This window comes from Nocardia sp. NPDC005998, assembly GCF_040614395.1.
GTDB lineage: Bacteria > Actinomycetota > Actinomycetes > Mycobacteriales > Mycobacteriaceae > Nocardia.
The window spans coordinates 1-18326 of the sequence record NZ_JBEXUI010000073.1; the positions used below are offsets into that span (position 1 = coordinate 1).

20 protein-coding genes and 1 pseudogene are annotated in these 18326 nt (G+C 65.0%); 14 read left to right on the forward strand and 7 right to left on the reverse strand.

What is annotated here, in order from left to right:
- Both ABZ293_RS41080 and ABZ293_RS41085 read left to right on the forward strand, forming a co-directional pair.
- Positions 1 to 708: thioesterase domain-containing protein (locus tag ABZ293_RS41080; protein WP_355189748.1), on the forward strand; the 708-nt coding region annotated here is incomplete at its 5' end.
- Positions 668 to 1342, forward strand: coding sequence for a DUF6875 domain-containing protein (locus ABZ293_RS41085; RefSeq protein ID WP_355189749.1), 675 nt, complete (start codon positions 668 to 670; stop codon positions 1340 to 1342). The genes ABZ293_RS41080 and ABZ293_RS41085, both read left to right, overlap by 41 nt.
- Before the next feature lie 30 nt (positions 1343 to 1372).
- Here the strand turns inward: ABZ293_RS41085 and ABZ293_RS41090 are convergent, their stop codons facing one another.
- From ABZ293_RS41090 to ABZ293_RS41110, 5 genes are all read right to left on the reverse strand, one after another.
- Positions 1373 to 2455: an AraC family transcriptional regulator gene (locus ABZ293_RS41090; RefSeq protein WP_355189750.1), complete on the reverse strand. Its 1083-nt coding sequence runs from the start codon at positions 2453 to 2455 to the stop codon at positions 1373 to 1375.
- A gap of 223 nt (positions 2456 to 2678) precedes the next feature.
- Complete coding sequence (locus ABZ293_RS41095; RefSeq protein ID WP_355189766.1) at positions 2679 to 3320, reverse strand: formylglycine-generating enzyme family protein; 642 nt, start codon at positions 3318 to 3320, stop codon at positions 2679 to 2681.
- Positions 3321 to 3419: 99 nt separating this feature from the next.
- Positions 3420 to 4304, reverse strand: a complete 885-nt coding sequence (locus ABZ293_RS41100) for an alpha/beta fold hydrolase (RefSeq protein ID WP_355189751.1) — start codon at positions 4302 to 4304, stop codon at positions 3420 to 3422.
- 154 nt (positions 4305 to 4458) lie between these two features.
- Positions 4459 to 5325, reverse strand: a complete 867-nt coding sequence (locus tag ABZ293_RS41105) for a class II glutamine amidotransferase (protein WP_355189752.1) — start codon at positions 5323 to 5325, stop codon at positions 4459 to 4461.
- 210 nt (positions 5326 to 5535) lie between these two features.
- Positions 5536 to 5970 (reverse strand): MarR family transcriptional regulator, encoded by a 435-nt coding sequence (locus ABZ293_RS41110; protein WP_355189753.1) that lies wholly within the window; start codon positions 5968 to 5970, stop codon positions 5536 to 5538.
- Between the two features lie 179 nt (positions 5971 to 6149).
- Here ABZ293_RS41110 and ABZ293_RS41115 point away from each other — a divergent pair, with 179 nt between their 5' ends.
- Positions 6150 to 6716: a YbhB/YbcL family Raf kinase inhibitor-like protein gene (locus ABZ293_RS41115; protein ID WP_355189754.1), complete on the forward strand. Its 567-nt coding sequence runs from the start codon at positions 6150 to 6152 to the stop codon at positions 6714 to 6716.
- A gap of 266 nt (positions 6717 to 6982) precedes the next feature.
- Here ABZ293_RS41115 and ABZ293_RS41120 read toward each other — a convergent pair whose 3' ends face one another.
- Together ABZ293_RS41120 and ABZ293_RS41125 are read right to left on the reverse strand one after the other, a co-directional pair.
- The gene (locus ABZ293_RS41120) at positions 6983 to 7669 is read right to left on the reverse strand and encodes a TetR/AcrR family transcriptional regulator (RefSeq protein ID WP_355189755.1); all 687 of its coding nucleotides are present in this window, start codon (positions 7667 to 7669) and stop codon (positions 6983 to 6985) included.
- Between the two features lie 2 nt (positions 7670 to 7671).
- The gene (locus ABZ293_RS41125) at positions 7672 to 8277 is read right to left on the reverse strand and encodes a helix-turn-helix domain-containing protein (RefSeq protein ID WP_355189756.1); all 606 of its coding nucleotides are present in this window, start codon (positions 8275 to 8277) and stop codon (positions 7672 to 7674) included.
- Positions 8278 to 8682: 405 nt separating this feature from the next.
- Between ABZ293_RS41125 and ABZ293_RS41130 the strand changes: the two genes are divergently transcribed.
- The 11 genes and pseudogenes from ABZ293_RS41130 to ABZ293_RS41180 form a co-directional block, all read left to right on the forward strand.
- The gene (locus ABZ293_RS41130; protein WP_355189757.1) at positions 8683 to 9525 is read left to right on the forward strand and encodes an ABC transporter permease; all 843 of its coding nucleotides are present in this window, start codon (positions 8683 to 8685) and stop codon (positions 9523 to 9525) included.
- A 26-nt stretch (positions 9526 to 9551) separates the two neighbouring features.
- Positions 9552 to 10442 carry an ABC transporter permease gene (locus tag ABZ293_RS41135; protein WP_355189767.1) on the forward strand — a complete coding sequence of 297 codons (891 nt, stop codon included), beginning with the start codon at positions 9552 to 9554 and terminating at the stop codon, positions 10440 to 10442.
- A 7-nt stretch (positions 10443 to 10449) separates the two neighbouring features.
- Entirely contained in the window at positions 10450 to 11499 is a 1050-nt protein-coding gene (locus ABZ293_RS41140; protein WP_355189758.1) for an MlaD family protein, read from the forward strand.
- Complete coding sequence (locus ABZ293_RS41145) at positions 11499 to 12518, forward strand: MCE family protein (protein ID WP_355189759.1); 1020 nt, start codon at positions 11499 to 11501, stop codon at positions 12516 to 12518. Before ABZ293_RS41140 ends, ABZ293_RS41145 begins: the two co-directional genes overlap by 1 nt.
- Complete coding sequence (locus tag ABZ293_RS41150) at positions 12506 to 13507, forward strand: MlaD family protein (protein ID WP_355189760.1); 1002 nt, start codon at positions 12506 to 12508, stop codon at positions 13505 to 13507. Before ABZ293_RS41145 ends, ABZ293_RS41150 begins: the two co-directional genes overlap by 13 nt.
- A 4-nt stretch (positions 13508 to 13511) precedes the next feature.
- On the forward strand, positions 13512 to 14609 hold the full coding sequence (locus ABZ293_RS41155; RefSeq protein WP_355189761.1) for an MlaD family protein: 1098 nt from the start codon (positions 13512 to 13514) through the stop codon (positions 14607 to 14609).
- Positions 14606 to 15670 (forward strand): MlaD family protein, encoded by a 1065-nt coding sequence (locus ABZ293_RS41160; RefSeq protein ID WP_355189762.1) that lies wholly within the window; start codon positions 14606 to 14608, stop codon positions 15668 to 15670. The genes ABZ293_RS41155 and ABZ293_RS41160 overlap by 4 nt, the downstream gene beginning before the upstream one ends.
- Positions 15667 to 16656, forward strand: coding sequence for an MlaD family protein (locus ABZ293_RS41165; protein WP_355189763.1), 990 nt, complete (start codon positions 15667 to 15669; stop codon positions 16654 to 16656). The genes ABZ293_RS41160 and ABZ293_RS41165 overlap by 4 nt, the downstream gene beginning before the upstream one ends.
- Positions 16657 to 16674: 18 nt before the next feature.
- A complete protein-coding gene (locus ABZ293_RS41170; protein WP_355189764.1) occupies positions 16675 to 17244 on the forward strand; it encodes a hypothetical protein in 570 nt (189 codons plus the stop codon).
- A 105-nt stretch (positions 17245 to 17349) separates the two neighbouring features.
- A complete protein-coding gene (locus tag ABZ293_RS41175) occupies positions 17350 to 17994 on the forward strand; it encodes a class I SAM-dependent methyltransferase (RefSeq protein ID WP_355189765.1) in 645 nt (214 codons plus the stop codon).
- Positions 17995 to 18098: 104 nt separating this feature from the next.
- Positions 18099 to 18326: pseudogene (locus ABZ293_RS41180) on the forward strand (histone deacetylase); the annotation flags it as partial.

The following is an 18326-nucleotide window of genomic DNA, read 5'->3' on the forward strand; positions in this document are numbered from 1 at the left end:
TTCAGCGATGCCACCGCGGAATTCGCGACGCTCGACGAACTCGCCGCCCGCTACGTCCGAGAGATCCGCGCCATTCAGCCGCACGGCCCGTACCATCTGCTCGGCTACTCCCTCGGCGGCACCATCGCGCACGCCATCGCCGTCCGACTCCGCCGCGACGGCGAGTCCGTCGCCACCCTGGCCATGATGGACACTCGCGTCGTCACGGCCGGCACCGTCCACGCACCAACTCCTACCATCGGGAAGCTGCTAGCCGAGTTCGCTGGCTTCGAGGGGCCACCGGGCCCGGCCGATCTCACGGCCGCTGCCGCGGCGGAGCTGCTGCACCGGCAAGGCGGACTGTTCACCGCAGTGACCCCCGAGCATCTCGTGCTCCTGCACGAGGACTACATCCGGCTCGTCGACCTCACGTTGAACCACCGGCCGACGCCATTCGACGGTGACCTGATCTACTTCAGCGCCGCCCACGCAGACGACGGGTCCTCCCCGGCCCTCGCATGGAACGACCTCATCACCGGCCGGATCACCGAACACCACATTTCGGTCCGGCACGAGCGGATGATCGAACCCGATTCGCTGCACGCGATCGGATTCGTCCTCACCGAGCACTTCCGCTCAGCCAACACCACCCCACAGGAGTCCCAACCGTTACAAGGACAAGCCGATCATGAACACGTGCCGAATCGTCGGGTCTCGCTCCGGCGTTGAGCCAGTCAACCTGTTCGCTCCCGATCCCGCGACTCCTATCGCCGCGCATCCCCGTGCAGCCGAATTACGTAGGTGGACCCGCGAATACCTGTGTCAGCCGCATCCGGATCTCGGCCGAACCGGCCCGGTCTGTCCCTACACCAGCCGCGCCATCACGAACCGCTTCCTGTGGGCCGCATTCATCGAAGGTCGTTCCATCGACGCCGCGGTGCTGACCGCGGTCGTCGACGATCTGTACGACCTGTTCCCCGCCTTGCCGCCCCGGGAGGAGCCGGATTCGAAGTTCAAGGCTGTCCTGGTGGTCTTCCCGGACCTCACCGAATACGAAGATATCGACACGGTTCAAATCGAACAGAAGTCTCGGTTCGTCGAAAAGGGCCTGATGCTCGGTCAGTTCTATCCGGGGTGCACCACCCCGGGGCTGCACAACCCGGACTTCCCAGCACTCGACGCGCCACTACCCATGCTCGCTGTCCGCTACATGGCCCCCACCGACTTCCCATTCCTCAACACCCGCCACGAATGGATGGACTCCTACCTCAAACTCTTCGCCCCCACGATCCCCAAGTTCATCACCAGCACCATGTCCGACAGACTCGTAGAGACAATCGGGGACGCGGACGAAACTCACTGAGATCGCGTCCGGGACAAACCAACCCAGCCGTCAACCGGCGCCGACCAGATGGGTCCGGTCGAGCGCGAACTCGGGCACCGCCTTGATCGGCGCGGCCGTCCGGGCACCACGTGCCCGAAACTCCTGCGGCGGACAGCCTTTCCAGCGCCGGAACGCGCGAATGAACGATGCCGCCTCCGCGTAACCGAGCCGCGCCGCCACCTGTTCGGTGGTCATATCGGTGTGGTGCAACAGCTCCTCCGACATCATCTCCCGAACCTCGTCGAGCAGATGGCGGAAGGACGTGCCCTCGTGCCGCAGCCGTCGCGACAGTGTCCGCGGACTCATGAAAAGCTCGGCGGCAACCGCGATTTGATCCGGAATCTCGCCCGGATTGCGGACCAGCCGATCGCGCACCGACCCCGCGACACCGGTGCGGGCGCGGCGCGCGCTGAGCAGATCGCGGCAGAGCTGTTCGCATATGCCGCGCGCCCATTCGTTGGCCTGCGGCAGCGCGTCATCGAGATGGGCACTGTCGAAGGCCAATTCATTGGCCTTTGCGCCGAAGGCCGGCTCGACGCCGAACATGTTGCGGTAACGCGTCGTATCCGCCGGAGCGGGGTGCCGGAAGCTGACCCGGGAGGCGGGTACCCCCGCGGTGAAAAGTTCCCGGCCGATGGTGTGGATGCCGGTGATGACGCGTTCGGTCAGGAACGGCCGCACATCCTCCGGAATCTGGGAGTCGTCGAAGATCAGCCGCGATTCGGTCGCCCCCTCCTCGAAGATCAGGTGGCCGAAAACGAGGGCGAGGTCGATATAGCGCAGCGACACCTCGATCACCTCGCGCACCGTGTGGCTGCTCAGCAGCGCCAGGCCCCACGGCCCGTACAGCGAGATGTGGTAGCGACCCCCCGCCTCGACTCCCAAACCGGACTCATCGCCGAATCGCGCCAGCAGATTTCGCACGACGCGCACTTCTTGGCGCGCGGTCACCTCGGCGCTGGGATCGGTCACCGCCTCGGGCACCAGTGCCGTGCCCTTCAGGCAGACCTCCGGCGGCATTCCGCGCTCCTGCGCCAATTGCATCAGCACATGCACGCTGGACGTACTACGCAGCAGATCCCAATCGAACACCGAACTGCATCCTCGTCGAAGCTGGTCTTGCTATTGGCGGAACATATCAATCATTCCTTCCGTATCGCAGGAAAATCGGGAATCCGGTATAGCCCACTACGACGCGGAAATCGAGGCGCCTACCACGATCGACCTCATCGAATACCGGGCGCGCAATGCCGCGAAATTCCCCTCGACGAACACCGGGCGCCACACAGTCCGCCCGGCCGGACCGAGCGTCTGGTCAAGATATCGAGCGGGCGACGCGGAATCCGACATCATCGATCCGATAGGTCGGATGGCTGCGTCGCCGCACCGAGGCCCGGCAGCTCCACTTCTCATCGGACCATCCACCCCCGCGCAACACCCGATATGAGCCGTACACCTCGGCGTCATAGATATCCCAGCACCAGTCCCAGACATTGCCGAGCATGTCGTACAGCCCCCACGTATTGGGCAGTTTGCCGCCCACCTCGTGACTGTGCTCCTCGGAATTGCCTCGGTACCAAGCGATCTCATCGATATCGCCATATCGCGGTCCGGAAGTACCGGCACGGCAGGCATACTCCCATTCGGCCTCGGTCGGCAGCCGATACCCGTTCGCGGCGGCGTCCCATTCGACCTCGTCATCGTGCACGCGGTACGCGGGCGGCAAACCCGCACGCGTGGACAGACCATTGCAGAACCGGATCGCATCGAACCACGAGACGCCCTCGACCGGCCGCCGATCACCGCGACTGCTGCTCGGCCACGCACCGGTGACCTGTGCATACTGTGACTGCGTCACCGAAAACGCCGCGATCTCGCACCCCACGACCTCGACCGGCCAACTCCGCTGAGTCCGCCGATCCGACAGTGTCACCCGCCCCGCCGGGAGCGCGACCATCTCGATTTCCGCATGCACAGGTAGGCGATCCTAGTCGCCCAGCGACAAAACCCGCACCGAACTCGTCCACCACCTGAACGGCTGGGCGTGGAATCGCTTTCACTCTTTCGTATGCCACTCCCGGATCGCAGCGACAATCTCGTCAGCGGCGTCTTCCTGGATGAAGTGGCCTGCACCGTCGAGGAGAACCGTCCGATGGTCGGCGAACAACTCCTCCCAATGACGGCGTTCGGGGTCGCGGAAGGCGACATCCTTGGTGCCCCACACGATCAGTGCGGGCCGGTCCCGGACCAGATCGAGGCCGCGCTCGACATCGGCCAGAAACTTTCGGCTGGACAGGATTTCGCGCGGGAACACATGGATGGGTTCGCGCGATTCCGGTGTCGGGAAGGGACCGCGGTAGGCGTCCAGCACCGCCTTATCCAGCTTCTTGCGGCGCACGCCGGCGGGGATGATCCGCTCGACGAAGAAGTTGCGCTGCCGGATCAGCCAACCGCCGACCGGGCCGCCCAGCAGACGCGAGAAGGCCTGCGTCGTCACATCGGATTTCGGCCAGGCCCAGGTGTTTCCGATGACGAAGGAGGTGAAGCGATCCGGATGCCGACCGGCCACGGCGAACCCGATCGGGCCGCCCCAGTCCTGCACCATGAGTGTCGCCTCGTGTAGGTCGAGCCGGGTGACCAGTTCCGCGATGACCTGCGCATGCTCGGCGGGTGTGAAGCGGTAGCCGGGCGCCGCCCGGGACAGCCCGAAGCCGGGATAGTCCACCGCGACGCATCGGAACAGGTCATGCAGGCCAGCGATGATGTCGCGGTAGAGGAACGACCAGGTCGGATTCCCATGCAGCAGGAGCATCGGCGGTCCGCTGCCTTCGTCGAGGTAGTGCACGCGCGAGCCGTCGATCTCGGCGAAATGACTCGGATACGGGTACAGACTTTCCGGTATCCAGTTCGGTCGAGCCGGTGTGCCGCCTTCCTCGGTCACGCTGCCTCCGATCGCACCTTGGTCATCGAGCAAGTCTGTACGACGACGAACACAATGAGGGGCACATCAGGAGTAACTATTTGATAGCCGAAGCCCTGACCACGGAGTCGTCGCCGCCACAATGTGCCGACTGTGCCCCCGGCCTGCGGTGCGATCATCGCCCCGATTGGGCCGCCGCCGCGCGACTGTCGAGCTGTGCCAGCGACAGCAGATGGCGCGGCGGAGTATCGAGGACCGTGCTCGAGTGGATGCGCAGGCCGTCGTCGACGTGCAGCAGCTCGCCCGGTTCCAGCGCCCGCCAGCCCGGATCCTCGTCTGTGCGCTCGCTGGCCACCACGACCGCCGGATATTCGATCAGGTGTCCACTGCGCGCTCGGATCCCCGTGCGTCCGGCGTGGTCCAGATGCCGATCGCCATGTGGTCCGCCCGCCGCGCGTTCGAGGACGAAAAGGTCATGTGTGTCGGGATACCGGAGTGCCCACAGGCTGGTCGCCGTGGTCAGCACCAAGTTGAGCGCGTAGACCGGCAGCCGGTCCGCGATCCACTGGACCGCATCGGTAATACCCGCCGTGATGTTGCCGCCGTGTCGATCGGTGCGCTGGGTGATGAGGGCGAAGAACCGTTCGGAGTCCGTATCGCCGTGCACCAGACCGAGGTACGCACCGAGTTCGGCGTCCAGTTCGTCCAGGCCTTGCAGCACACCGTTGTGCGCGAACAGACGGCCGTGCTGTTCGAACGGGTGGGTGTTGCGAGGTTGCATGCCACCGGTGGTGGCATAGCGAATGTGTGCGACGAACGTCGTCGATTCTCGTTCCCGCGCCTCCCGGGCGAATTGGACATCCTCGTATGCGGCGATCGGCTGCTTCTCCACTACCGCATCCCCATGGGCGTCGAAGGTGCCCAAACCTACGCCATCGGGCTCACGTCTGCTCTGTATCGACAGACTGTCCGGGGCATCGAGCAACCAGAACGTAGCCCGCACCCGGTGCGGTGCGGCCGACAAACCGAACAAGCGACACATGGCACTCCTGCCCGGGGCGTTGTCCGTAGCTGATGAGTTGCCTGTGATCCTAGTCCGCAATCCCTCACGCTGGCCCATCCGCCATCGAATCGGCCGGTGTCCGGCCAGCGCGGATACAGGCGGGCCGGAGAGATCGGTTCCCGCATGTCGCCCACTATCGACGCCGTGCGGGTCGGTATCCAGGACGTGGGCGAAACAGCCTTCGCGGAGTCAGTCCAGCAGCCGCCGCAGCAGGGGCAGCGACGCCGCCAACCGCTTGCGCTCGGCGGCGGTGAGTCGGTCGTCGATGATTTCGGCGAGGTGTTCGTGGCCGGCCAGGCGGCGTTCGGTGAGAAGTGCGCGGCCGTCCTCGGTGAGGATCAACAGTTTGCGGCGCAGATCTTCGCTGTCGACGGTGCGACTGATCAGGCCGCGGTCGACGAGTGCGGCGACCGTGGCGGCGACCGATTGGTGGCGGAGCTTATCGGCGCGGGCCAAGTCGCTAACTGTCGCGGGCCCCTCACGATCGAGGCGTTTGAGTACCGACACCTGCGACAGCGACAGCTCGCGCCCCGGAGAGGCCGAGCGCATGATCCGGACCAAGGCGCCGACTATCGACTGAAGTTCTTCAGCGATCGTCTCGTAATCGCTTGTCTCACCGCTCACAGTTCACTAAAGTACAGTAAAACTGCGCAGGCTAGCTGTATATCTTTCGTTCGCATATCGAGCACCAAGGATGACACCGAATGACCGAGGACCTGGTAGCAAGCCGGTTCACCTCGCCGCGGTGCGGTTCGGCGCACGAACGCAAGCTCTGAAATCGACTGTCCACCAAGGAGATCACAATGTCCATTGTCGGCAAGCTACTCGCGAACCGGCGCGCCGGTGACCAGGGCCTGGCCTGGCATCGCCCGAATCTGGCCGAGGCCGACACCTTTCAGATGACCAGTCCGGACTTCGACCACGAATCGTCCTTGGGCATGATCCATGCCGGAAAACGGGTCGGCGGCCAGGATCGCTCTCCGGCGCTGACGTGGTCACCGCCGCCCGCGCAGACAGCTCAGCTGCTACTGGTCATCGAGGATCCTGATGCACCGACGAAGATGCCGTTCGTGCATGCTGTCGCCCTGCTGGACCCCACAGTCGACGGCATACCGCAGGGCGCACTCACCGCCGACGATCCGGTGCCGGGTGTGCGGGTACTGCGTTCGGGGTGGGGCCGTGGCTACCTCGGTCCGGCACCGATCAAGGGACACGGCGCGCATCGCTATGTCTTCCAACTCTTCGCCCTGACCGAGCCCATCACCGCAGCGGGCGGAAAACCGGTGGAGTCGGCGAAACCACACGCCATCCTGGATGCCGGACGGTCCCTCGGTCGAGCCCGCATCGACGCCTTCTACAAACGTCCCTGACAGAGTGCCGCACCGGCGAGCTGCGGAGACCGACTGAGTGCGTAAACGGCTGGGCGCGTGCATGTTCGGGCGGCCAACCTATTTCGCCCGGGTGTTCTCCAACTTGCTGCACAGCCATCGGCCGCCGACCTTCTGGAAGGGTGGCCAGCGGGGCATCCACATCCGTCGGCAACCCGATTCGCAATCCCGCCGCCTATCGCGCGGCGCGAGTTGCCCGTGGCCACAACGAGTCTCTGTCGCACCGGAGGCGAACCCGAGAATGCCGGTTATGCCTCGCGCAGGAACACATAGTCGAACAGCGCCAGAATTCGGCCGATGTCGAACTGTTCGGGATCGTCGAGTACCAGCCGGGCCGCGGTCTGGATGGCGCCCTGCACAACCTGGGTCAGTACCTCGGCATCCACGTCATCGGCATCGGGCTGTTCCGCCAGCCACCGGCCGACCGCCCGCCCGAGCGGCGTGCGCAATTCGTCGCGCGATTTGGCCACCCGCTCCCGGAGCACCGGCGGGACCCCATCGATGGGGAAGTACACCAGCCGCCAGGTATCGGGTATCGAACGCACCTCGGTGAGGAAGCGTGCGAGCATCGCGGGCAGCTCTTCTGTTGTGGCAGCACGCGAATCGGTTGTCGTGGCATCACCGGCGACGGAACGTTCGACGGCGGCGGCCATTCGGGCGGTCTCGCGTTCGATGAGTTCCTCGAGCAGTTCGTCGCGGCTGCCGAAGGAGTCGTAGACGACCGGTCTGGTCACGCCGCCGCGCTCGGCGACGGCGGCGATGCTCACGCTGGTGAATCCCGCCTCGGCCACAATGCCCAGTGCCGCGTCGAGCAGTTGCTCGCGCCGGTCGGCGGGCTGGAGTCGTTTGGCGTATTTGCGCTTGGCGGGCTGGGGTCCACCTGCTTTGTCGGCTGCCGTCTTCTTTTGGGGCACTGCTTGTTTCGCGTTCGCCATTGCTACGTCTCCCGGGCCTCGACGGCGGCGACGGCCCGGCGCGCCACCCAGCGCAGTGTTTTCGCCACGGCCTCGTGACGCTCGACACCGCCGTCGGCGAGCACGATCCTGGCTCCGGTTTCACTTGCGCTGATCACCGCGTGGCTCAATAACTCACTGTCGATATCTTTTTCGCTCAGCGCGCCCATCACCGCGATCATGGCTTGACTACGCTCCCGAATCGCATTGCGGGTGCGATCGACCCGCTCGCGCACCTCCTGGGGCAGACCATCACCGGGCATCAGGACGAACCGCCAGGTTTCCGGCGCGGCGACCACTAGATCGAGATAGATATCAACGCCGTCGACCGCGATATTCGATGCCATCGCGGCCAGGTCGACACCCTCCGGAATCACCGGGGTCGCGGCGGCCGCCATATCCTGTACCCGTTGGTCCTCACGATCGAGCAGTGCCTCGAAGAGTTCGTCCCGGTCACCGAATTCGGCATACAGCGCGGGCCGGGTAATGCCCGCCGCCCGGGCGATGGCGTGCATACTCACGCTCGCATAGCCCTCGCGAACAATGAGATCGCGGGCCGCGTCGAGAATGTCGTCACGTCGTGTTGACATGTGCTCCTCCCCACGTCGGCTGACGGATACCTGTTTCAGATTGCTTCCGGCTGGGCCAGTGTACGCATTGCCATCGCGCCTGCCGTAGACATCATTACTCCGCCGCGCACCATCGGGGATTCTCCGGCCGCGCCTCAGCTGGGAATCGGCCGAATCCTGCACCGGCACACCGAATGTCAATCGAAATTGACCCTGTTGTTTTCCCTGCTGGGCAATGTTAGCGTTTGCCCCGGCAGCCGATGGTGTCGATCACACCGGGAGCGGTTGGTGACCGCGTGCACAGCCACTCGCGATCACCACGGCGGCGGCTGTCGAACCTGTCAAGACTCTGACGTGTCACGTCAACGGGCAGTGTGGCCTGGCACTTGACGTGGCCTTGTGGGGGAAATATGGGAGGAACGATCGATGGACTCCGACGCGCCGAACGCGGCACCGACGGCAACGCAGATCGCGCGGAAGAATCTCACCGATACCACGCAATCGAGTCTGCGCACCTTCGGCCGGGTGGTCGATCTCGGTCTCGAATCGGCGCGCGGCACTGTCTCCGATATCGTCGCGGGTAGGTTCCAATGGCACGAAATGCTGTGCCAGGCTTGGTATTTGGTGACGGTCACCGCAATTCCCGCGGTGCTGATGGCGGTGCCTTTCGGAGTGGTCGTTTCGGTGCAGGTGGGCAATCTGATCCATCAGCTCGGCGCGGATTCGCTGATCGGCGCGGCGGGCGGGCTCGGCGTTATCCAGCAGGGCGCGCCGATCGCGACGGGCCTGCTGCTCGGCGGCGCTGGCGCGTCGGCGATCGCCGCCGACCTGGGCGCACGCACGGTCCGCGAGGAAATAGACGCGCTGCGCACCATGGGCATCAGCCCGGTTCATCGGCTGGTGATTCCCCGAGTGACCGCGATGATGCTGGTCGCGCCGCTGCTCAATGTGCTGATCATCTTCGTCGGCATCGTCGCGGGCTATGCAGTGGCGATCGGCGCGCAGAATGTCACGCCCGGTAGCTACTGGGCCACCTTCGGCTCCTTCACCGTGCTCACCGATGTCTGGATTTCGATGATCAAGGCGGTGCTGTTCGGATTCATTGTGGTGATCGTGGCCTGCCAGCGGGGGCTGGAGGCCAGGGGCGGGCCGCGCGGCGTCGCCGACGGCGTCAATGCGGCTGTCGTGCTGTCGGTGGCATCGATCATCGTGGTGAATCTGGTGATCACCCAGGTCGTCGCGATGTTCCTACCGTTGCGGGTGGCCTGATGGTTCGAGCATCGCGTAGCGATTCCATGAGGGGTGGCGGTCGGGCGGCGGTCGGGCCAGCTACTCCCTATGTGCCCAAGGGATTTCGCTGGGCCAATCGCCTCCTCGACCGCGCCCGGGTGCTGGCGCCGCTGGAGAACGCGGGTTTCGCAATCGGATTCGTATTCCAGGCATTGGCCGCCATTCCATTGACCCTCAGGCGCTATCGCGGCGAGACCATGCGCACCATTACCGATATGACCTGGGGCCGCGGCTCGGTCATTGTCGGCGGCGGCACGGTGCCGATGTTGATCGTGCTCGGCGTCGCCATGGGCGCCGGCGTCGGCATCCAAGGCTTCACCACCCTCGACCTGATCGGGCTCGGCCCGGTCACCGGCGTGGTGTCCGCCTTCGCCAATACCCGCGAACTCGCCCCCATCGCCGCCGCGGTCGGATTCGCTGCACAGGCGGGCTGCCGGATGACCGCCGAAATCGGCTCCATGCGCATCTCCGAGGAGATCGACGCCATCGAATCCCTTGGCCTGCGGTCGATTCCATTCGTAGTGAGCACCCGGGTCATCGCCGGTGCGATCGCGATCGTGCCGACCTTCCTCATTGCGCTGATCCTGAGCTACCTCGCCTGCGATACGGTGGTCGTGCTGCTGCACGGCCAGGCGGGCGGGGTATACGAGCACTACTTCTTCCAGTTCACCAGCGGCTACGACGTGCTCGCCGCGGTGATCAAGATCCTGGTCTTCGGCGTCGCGGTCATCCTGATCCATTGCTATTACGGGTTCTTCGCCTCCGGCGGACCCGAGGGCGTCGGTATCGCATCGGGTCGTGCGGTGCGCGCCAGCTTCGTCGCAATCATCGCGCTGGATATGGTGTCGACCCTGCTGCTGTGGGGCGTCAACTCCTCGATCGAATTCCCGGGGTAAGCGAGATATGCCCAATTACGGATTGCCCGGCGTCAGCATGGGCAGGCGCGGTTCGCACGCCCGGGGTGCGGCAGCATTGGTCGTCGCCGTCGCAGTCACCTTGGCGTGGACCGGATATCAGCACCGCCCGGACGGCGAGCGCATGCGGGTGCAATTGCGCACCGAACAGATCGGCGAGGGCATTATCGAGGGCACCTCGGTGCGTCTGGACGGCGTCGATATCGGCACGATCACCGATATCGCCAGCATCGGCGGGGGCCGCCAGCTCATCACCCTCGACCTGGACAAGGCCCAGACCTCCGGGCTCACCGAGGATCTCGGCGTCGAATACGCACCGGAGAACCTCTTCGGCATCAGCGCCATCACCCTCGAGCGCGTCGATGGCGGCGCACCGCTGCGCTCCGGGTCGGTGGTCGATCTCGCGGGCGCGAACGCCAACCGGGTCGCCGACGCCACCATGGGACGGCTGCTGCGTGCCCTCACCGAGACATCGACCGAGGTGTTCACACCCCAATTCGCCGAGGTGCTGCGCACTTTCAGCGGTGATCTGCAGGCGTTCACCCCGATGCTGGAGGCCGTCATCATGCTGAGCCGGACAGTCGCCGAAACCCAGCGCTTCCCGTCGTCGTTCCTGATCGACCAGTACGCCTCGTTCTACGGCGGATTGGGCACGTTCACCTCCGCGACCTTCGAACTGCTCGCGACGGTGCTCGATATCGAGGTTCTGCAGCACGACCGATCCAAGTACGACGCGTCCGTCACCATGGTCACCGACCAGGCCTTTCCGGCCATCGGCAGCATCGGCGACATTGCCCGCCAACACTTCTCCGGCTACATCGAGACGTTCGCACCCCTGGTCGCCGCCATCGCCGCGACCGTCCCGAACCCGGGACAGTCACATGCCGAGCTGACCGAATTGATCCAGCGGCTCGATCGGATCTTCGCCGACACACCGAACGGACCGACGATCAATGCCGCCATCACCCTGCGCGGCGTTCCCGGCATCGCGGTGCCGCTGCTCGGGCAGCAGGGATTCGCCATGTTGGGAGGCGCGTGATGAAACCGACCTCGACCCTCGCGGTGGCCTGGAAGCTCGGACTGTTCGCGGCGGCGATGATCGCACTGCTCGCGGTGATCGCGGCGGCCATTGTCCGGCCGGTCGGCGGCGATACCACCACCTACCGTGCCGAATTCACCGATGCCAGCGGTTTGAAGACCGGTGACGACGTGCGCATGTTCGGTGTCGCGGTCGGCAAGGTCGCCGATATCTCCCTCGAAAATGGCCGTGCCGCAGTCGAATTGACCGTGCAGCGAGACCGGCCGGTCTACGACGCCAGCGTGCTGGCCATCCGGTACCAGTCGCTGACCGGTCAGCGCTATATCGATATTCGCCAACCCGAGCATCCGACCTCGAAACAGGCGCAGGGCGTCACCATCGGTGTGGACCGCACCATACCGTCCTTCGATATCACCCAGCTCTTCAACGGACTGCAGCCCGTGTTGCAGGAGTTCTCCCCCGGCGCGCTCAACCAGTTCACCGAGAGCGTGCTCGCGGTCATCGAGGGCAACGGTTCCGGGGTCGGGCCCGCGCTCGATGCGATCGGACGGCTCAGCGCGTATGTGTCGGATCGGCAGGCCGTACTCGCGACGATCGTCGGCAATCTGGAGTCGATTTCCAACCAGATCGGCGGTCGCTCACGGCATTTGGTGACTCTACTGCGCGGTCTGTCGGATGTGTTCACCGCATTCCAGCAGAAGCTCGACGGCCTGATCGACTTCGCCAATGTGGCCCCGTCCGCACTGGGCCCGCTCAACAGTTTGCTGGTCACCCTCGGTTTCACCGAAGCCGCGAACCCGAATCTGGAAAACGATCTGCGCCTGCTGTTCCCGGATCCGGCCACGGCCTTGGACCTGCTCGGCAAACTCCCCGGCCTGCTGCAATCGCTGTCCACCCTGGTGCCGTCGGGCCGCACGGGGTTTCAGATCGACCTCACGTGCTCGAAGGGCCGGGCCCAGGTGCCGTCCATGGTGTCGGTACTGATTGCCGGGCAAAGGATTTCGATATGCAACAACTGAAGCACGGACACGACCGGCATGAGGCCAGCAAACAGCGCCGCGAACTGCGCCTCGGCCTGCTCGGGGCGCTGCTGCTCATTCTCGCGCTCGGCGCGACCGCGGTGATCTACGTGCTGCCGATCGGCAAGGCCATCTACACCGCCTATCTGCCCGAGGCACAGTCGATTCGCGTCGGCAATCAGGTGCGGGTCGCCGGGATCACCGTTGGCGCGGTGACGTCGCTGGAGCTGCAGCCGGATCGGGTGAAGATGAGCTTCACGGTGGACCGCGATGTCTTCGTCGGCGATGCCACCACCCTGGAAATCCGAATGCTCACCATTGTCGGCGGCCACTATGTGGCCATGACCCCGGCCGGGCAGAAACCATTGGGCAAGAATGCGATTGCGCCCGATCGGGTGAAGCTGCCCTACAGTCTGGTGCGCACCCTGCAGGATGCCGCCAAACCGGTCGCCGAGGTCGATGCCGCGACGCTGCGCGAGAATCTGGCCGCCTTGCAGAGCTCATTGGATCAGAGCCCGGATGGCCTGCGCCGCATGGGAAGTGCCATGCAAACCTTGGTGACCATCCTCAACCGGCAAAACGCCGAGGTGTCGCGATCGCTGACCGTCACCGACGAATTCCTCACCGCCATCAATGGAAACCGTTCGCTGCTCGGCCAATTCGTCCGCAAGATCGGTCTGCTCGAGGTGCAGGGCCTGGACAAGAAGGCCGAGATCACCGAGGCGCTGACGATCGCCGCCGAACTCCTGTCCAGGATCGCGGCGCTCGAACCATCCTGGCGCGAGCAACTGCAGCCGATGGTCGACAAGCTGATGGAGGCGCTGCCCGCACTGCGCGAACTGGCCGGGAAGCTCGGCGAATCGCTCGACGCGCTGCGTGGTGTGCAGGAGAGGTTGCAGGCGGCGGTGAATCCGCAGGACGGCATCGTCATCGATCAGTCGGCGGATACGATCACCACCTGCATCCCGGTCCCGGGACGGGGGTGCTGAGGCCGTGAAACGACTGCTCGGTTCACAGGGATTCGTCACCATTGTCGGCGGGATCGTCATCGCCGTCGTGGCGGTGGCGGGCTATCTGGTGGCATTCCGGCCACTGGAGAAGACGCTCGGCTACTGCGCGATCATGCCCGATGCCGTCGGCCTCTATGCCGGCAACCACGTCAGCATGCTCGGCATGCCGGTCGGCAGTGTCACCTCGGTCGAGCCCCAGGGTGATGGGGTGCGCGTCGATTTCCAGGTGAACGCCGACCATCCGCTGCAAGGGCAGGTCAGCGCGACCACCGTCGCCGACACCCTCGTCGCCGACCGCGACCTCGCGGTGCTGGGCGAGCCGGGTGGCCCCACATGGAACCGCGACACCTGCATCACCCGGACCTTCACCCCCAAGAGCATCACCGAATCGCTATCGGCCTTCTCGCGCCTGGCCAGTGAACTCAACGCCCACGGCGCACCGGGCGAACAGACGCGCATTCGCGATAGTGTCGCGGCCTTCCAAAAGGCCACCGCCGGAACCGGACCCGCGATCAATGCCCTGATCAAGGACCTCGGTACCGCGCTACGCGCCCCCGATGCCGCCATCGGGCATATCGGCGCGCTGATCGACGCGATCGGTCAGATCTCCACTAGCATCTCGACCAACTGGGACGACATCAAGACCGCGCTGGTCAATGCCGGAGCGGGCATCGCCTTCGTCAACGAGATCTGGCAGAAGGTGGTGCAATTGGTCGATTCGCTGCTCGTCGACCTGCCGATGCTCAATGACATCTCGCGCAGGTACGGCCGGGAAATACTGCGCGGACTCGACGACCTCGCACCCTATCTGCACCTGCTGAGCGCCAATGTCGGCACGCTGCACCAGATCATCGATATGATTCCGGCGCTCGTCGGCGCCTTCCAACAGGCCATCGACCCGCAGAGCGGACAGCTGAAACTCACCTACGCATCGCCGAAAGTTGCACTGCCCCAACAGAACGCCGATCAGATCTGTGCCGCCGTGAATGCGGTGACGCCCGGTCGATGCCGCAGTGCGGTGGACGGACTCACCGCTGTCGACCTGGCCACACTCGTCTTCGGAGCGGTAGGTGCCCGATGAGAAATACCACCCTCGTGCGACGGACGCGAACCGGTCTCGCGGCCGCACTGACAGCCGTAATACTGCTCGGCGGTTGCGCTTTCGATCCCTCCTCCGTGCCGGTGCCAGGGGCATCCGTGGCCGGTCCGACCTATCAGGTGCGGATCGAATTCGCGAACGCGCTGAACCTGCCCGAACAGGCCAAGGTGGTGGCAAACGGCGCACAGATCGGCAGGCTGCACAGCCTCACAGTGGTCGACCCGTCGGCACAGCAGGCGGGTCGCATCGACGCCGTCGTCGATATCTCCACCTCGGTGAAATTGCCGACCACCACCACCGCGCAGCTGCGCCAGAACACCGTCCTCGGCGATATCTACATCGGACTTACCACTCCCCCGGCGGATTTCGCCAGCACCATCGCACCGGGCGGCACCATCCCCCGGCAGCAGACCCGGCCCGCACTGCAGATCGAGGATCTGATGGCGGGCATGTCCACCTTTATCGGCGGCGGCGCGCTGCACAGTATGCAGGAGATCGTCAACCGGACCAATGCGGTGCTGCCCGCGCAGTCGACCGAAACGGCGCGGATCTTCCAGACACTGGGCCATGACGCCCAGGATGTCGCCGACAATCTGGACTCGGTCGGGCGCCTGCTCGACGCGATCCAACAGGACCTCGGCGCGGTGCTGGACAATAGGCCAGAGCTGGATGCCCTGCTCTCCGAACGTGGTGCGCGCGATATTCCGGCATTCGCGAATTCGCTGGTATTCACTCTCGGTATCGTCGGCGCGCTCGGCGTCATCGGGCATGCGACCGCCTGGCTCGGCCCCCTGCTGCAGGCCGGTGATGCCGCGGCCAAGGCCTTCGTACCCATGCTGTTGGCGGCCAACCCACTCGACCTGTCCGCACCGTCCAATCTGAATCGTCTGGTGGCGCTGTTGCGCGACAAGGTCATACCGTTCGTGGAGCGAGGACCGAAAGTGAATCTGACCCGCATCGGCATCGAGGGCGCACCCGTTTCCACTGACGGCCAGGTCGATCGCATTATCGCGAGCCTGCGGATGATCGGCGCGGTGCGATGAAACCCGGTCGTATCAAACCCGGTTCGGTCATCTCGCTGGCCGCCATCGCCGCGATCCTGATCATCGGCAGCAGCTATCTGAGTTTCGGCGTGGTCAAGGTCGGCTGGCTGAAGAACTACACCGACGCGACCATGGTGCTCACCGACTCCGGTGGCCTACTACCCCGGTCGAAGGTGCTGCTTTCCGGCATCGAGGTCGGGCGGGTGACCTCGGTATCGCACACCGGAAGTAGGGTCGCCGTGCGGTTCCGTATCGATGACAAATACCGCATTCCGACTTCGAGCGTCGCGCGAATCGAGAGTCTGTCCGGACTCGGCGAGGCATATCTGGACTTCCGTCCACGCGGCGGTGCCGCGGGCCCCTATCTGCACGACGGGCAGACAGTGGACACCGACAAGATCGTCATGCCGATCTCCATCCCCGAGGTGGCCCAAACCGCGACACGCATCTTGAACCAGCTCGATCCGCAGACGATGGGCGCCATTGTCGAAACCTTCGGCCAGGGGCTGGCCGGAACCGAGTCGGTCATTCCGCAGCTGTCCCGGTCCACGGATCTGCTCGCGGCGACGCTGCTGGCCCGCTCGGATGTCATCCGCGACATGCTGATCGCATTCCAGGCCAAAGCCTCCGATATGTCATGGTCCGGACCGGCCCTCCACGATGCGGCCGATCCATGGGCCGCATTCGGGCCCCGGGTGAGCGAGGTGGCCGCATCTATCGCCAGGGTGATCCGCAAGGGCGATGTGCCCGCCGACTATCTCACCGATTCCGCCGAAACCGTCGGCCTCGTCCCGTTCCTGCGCCGACTGGCCACCGAGATCGACCAGATCGGACCGGATCTGGCGGCCATGATCCCGCTCCTGCAGCCCTTGGTGGCGCTCACCACAAATGCCGTGCGCCCCTTGGATATCGGTGGCCTCATTACCCAGGCACTCGGCGCGACCAGCCCCGACGGCACGCTGAATTTCCAGATCACCGTCAAATAGCCATCTTCCGGAGCAGCAATGACAGTCGATACGACCGAGACCGAAGCGCCCAGCGATGCGGTTGCGGCACAACACCGTTCGATCTCTATACCGATCGCCACCGTCGTCTGGGGCGTGGCATTGGCCGCGATGACCATCCTCGCCGCCACGCTCGCCGGATTCCTGATCGCCGCCCGCGGCGACCTCGCCGACCGGGATGCCGCCGCCGCCGACCATGCGCACGCCGAGCAGGTCGCCACGGACTACGCCGTCGGTGCCTCCACGGTCAACTACGCCGAATTCGCTTCGTGGGTGGGCAGACTCAAACAGAACACCGCGCCGACCCTGGCGAACAAATTCGACGCCACCGCACCGAAACTCGAGGAACTGCTCACCCCGCTGAAGTGGACCTCGACCGCGAACCCGATCACCGCCAAGGTCGTCTCCGATAGCGCTGGCGTCTACCAGGTCGACGTATTCGTCAATGTCAGCTCCACCAATGCCCAGAATCCCGACGGCGCGCAGACCACCGTCACCTATACCGTCACTGTCGACCGCAACTCGGACTGGAAGATCACCGATGTCGGCGGCGGCCTGCCCATGAAGTAGTCCGATCCGGGCTGCGGGGGAGGCCGCGCGAATGCGGGCGGCGAGTTCGCTGCCAAATCTGTCTCAGACAATCTAGGCTAAGGCTAGATCTTCGAAGGGACAGCGATGTCTGCAATGACCGAAGGCTCGGCGCGCGCACTCAACGGATTGGTCACCCACGGTTGGAACCGGGCCGCGCAGCTCTACAACTTCCCGGTGCTGCAACGCCTGGCCTATCGTCCGCCGCAGCACGAGATCATCGCGCAGTTGCGGATGAGCAGGGCGCATCGGATCGCCGATGTCGGTTGCGGCACCGGCATTCTCGCCGCGCGCATCGCACGGGAACTACGGCCGCAGGTGGTGTACGGCTGCGATGCTTCGGTGGGAATGTTGAAACAGGCGAGGTCGCGTTCGGACCAAGTGCAGTGGCGCAACCGTCGGGCCGAGGATCTCGGATTGCCCGACGGTGCGGTGGAGGCGGTGGTGTCCACACACGCGTTCCATTTCTTCGACCATGCGGCGGCGCTCGCGGAGTTCCATCGGATCCTGGTTCCCGGCGGGCTGCTCGCGATCGTGCTCAATAGTCCGCGCAGTCGGTGGGCCATGGCATTGCAACCGCCCGCGGTACAGGGACTGGCGTACTTTCCGCCGCCGGATGAGATGCGCGCACTGGTCGAAGCGGCCGGATTCACCATCACCGAGCAGCGTCCGGTGCGTCGGCCGCTGCCGAACTCCATGGTGCCGGATGTGCTCACGGTCGCCCGGCGCTGAGACAGCGAGAACGCCTGGAGTCGGACGCGGGTAAACCATCCGTGGCATGCTCGATTCATAGGCGATCTCGAATCGAAGGTGGGTGCGATGCCCGGACCAGCGCCATGACCGCCACCGTGTGGTACGCGTCCTACGGCTCGAATATGCATATGAGCCGCTTTCGCTGCTACCTCGCCGGAGGCACGCCCGACGGCGGTGCGGTGACACTGCCCGGCTGCCGCGACCGGACCGAGCCGCTACGGTCGGTGCCCGTCACGCTGCCCGGTCTGCAATATTTCGCCACCGAATCCCTGACCTGGACCGGCGGCCGAGCCTTCTACGATCCGGATGCC

What these genes read in the sequence shown, in the direction of transcription:
- ABZ293_RS41085 (WP_355189749.1), top strand. Translation starts at nt 668, where the DNA reads ATGAACACGTGCCGAATCGTCGGGTCTCGCTCCGGCGTTGAGCCAGTC.
- ABZ293_RS41095 (WP_355189766.1), bottom strand. Translation starts at nt 3,320, where the DNA reads ATGGTCGCGCTCCCGGCGGGGCGGGTGACACTGTCGGATCGGCGGACT.
- ABZ293_RS41105 (WP_355189752.1), bottom strand. Translation starts at nt 5,325, where the DNA reads ATGTGTCGCTTGTTCGGTTTGTCGGCCGCACCGCACCGGGTGCGGGCT.
- ABZ293_RS41115 (WP_355189754.1), top strand. Translation starts at nt 6,150, where the DNA reads ATGTCCATTGTCGGCAAGCTACTCGCGAACCGGCGCGCCGGTGACCAG.
- ABZ293_RS41120 (WP_355189755.1), bottom strand. Translation starts at nt 7,669, where the DNA reads ATGGCGAACGCGAAACAAGCAGTGCCCCAAAAGAAGACGGCAGCCGAC.
- ABZ293_RS41125 (WP_355189756.1), bottom strand. Translation starts at nt 8,277, where the DNA reads ATGTCAACACGACGTGACGACATTCTCGACGCGGCCCGCGATCTCATT.
- ABZ293_RS41130 (WP_355189757.1), top strand. Translation starts at nt 8,683, where the DNA reads ATGGACTCCGACGCGCCGAACGCGGCACCGACGGCAACGCAGATCGCG.
- ABZ293_RS41135 (WP_355189767.1), top strand. Translation starts at nt 9,552, where the DNA reads ATGAGGGGTGGCGGTCGGGCGGCGGTCGGGCCAGCTACTCCCTATGTG.
- ABZ293_RS41140 (WP_355189758.1), top strand. Translation starts at nt 10,450, where the DNA reads ATGCCCAATTACGGATTGCCCGGCGTCAGCATGGGCAGGCGCGGTTCG.
- ABZ293_RS41145 (WP_355189759.1), top strand. Translation starts at nt 11,499, where the DNA reads ATGAAACCGACCTCGACCCTCGCGGTGGCCTGGAAGCTCGGACTGTTC.
- ABZ293_RS41150 (WP_355189760.1), top strand. Translation starts at nt 12,506, where the DNA reads ATGCAACAACTGAAGCACGGACACGACCGGCATGAGGCCAGCAAACAG.
- ABZ293_RS41160 (WP_355189762.1), top strand. Translation starts at nt 14,606, where the DNA reads ATGAGAAATACCACCCTCGTGCGACGGACGCGAACCGGTCTCGCGGCC.
- ABZ293_RS41165 (WP_355189763.1), top strand. Translation starts at nt 15,667, where the DNA reads ATGAAACCCGGTCGTATCAAACCCGGTTCGGTCATCTCGCTGGCCGCC.
- ABZ293_RS41170 (WP_355189764.1), top strand. Translation starts at nt 16,675, where the DNA reads ATGACAGTCGATACGACCGAGACCGAAGCGCCCAGCGATGCGGTTGCG.
- ABZ293_RS41175 (WP_355189765.1), top strand. Translation starts at nt 17,350, where the DNA reads ATGTCTGCAATGACCGAAGGCTCGGCGCGCGCACTCAACGGATTGGTC.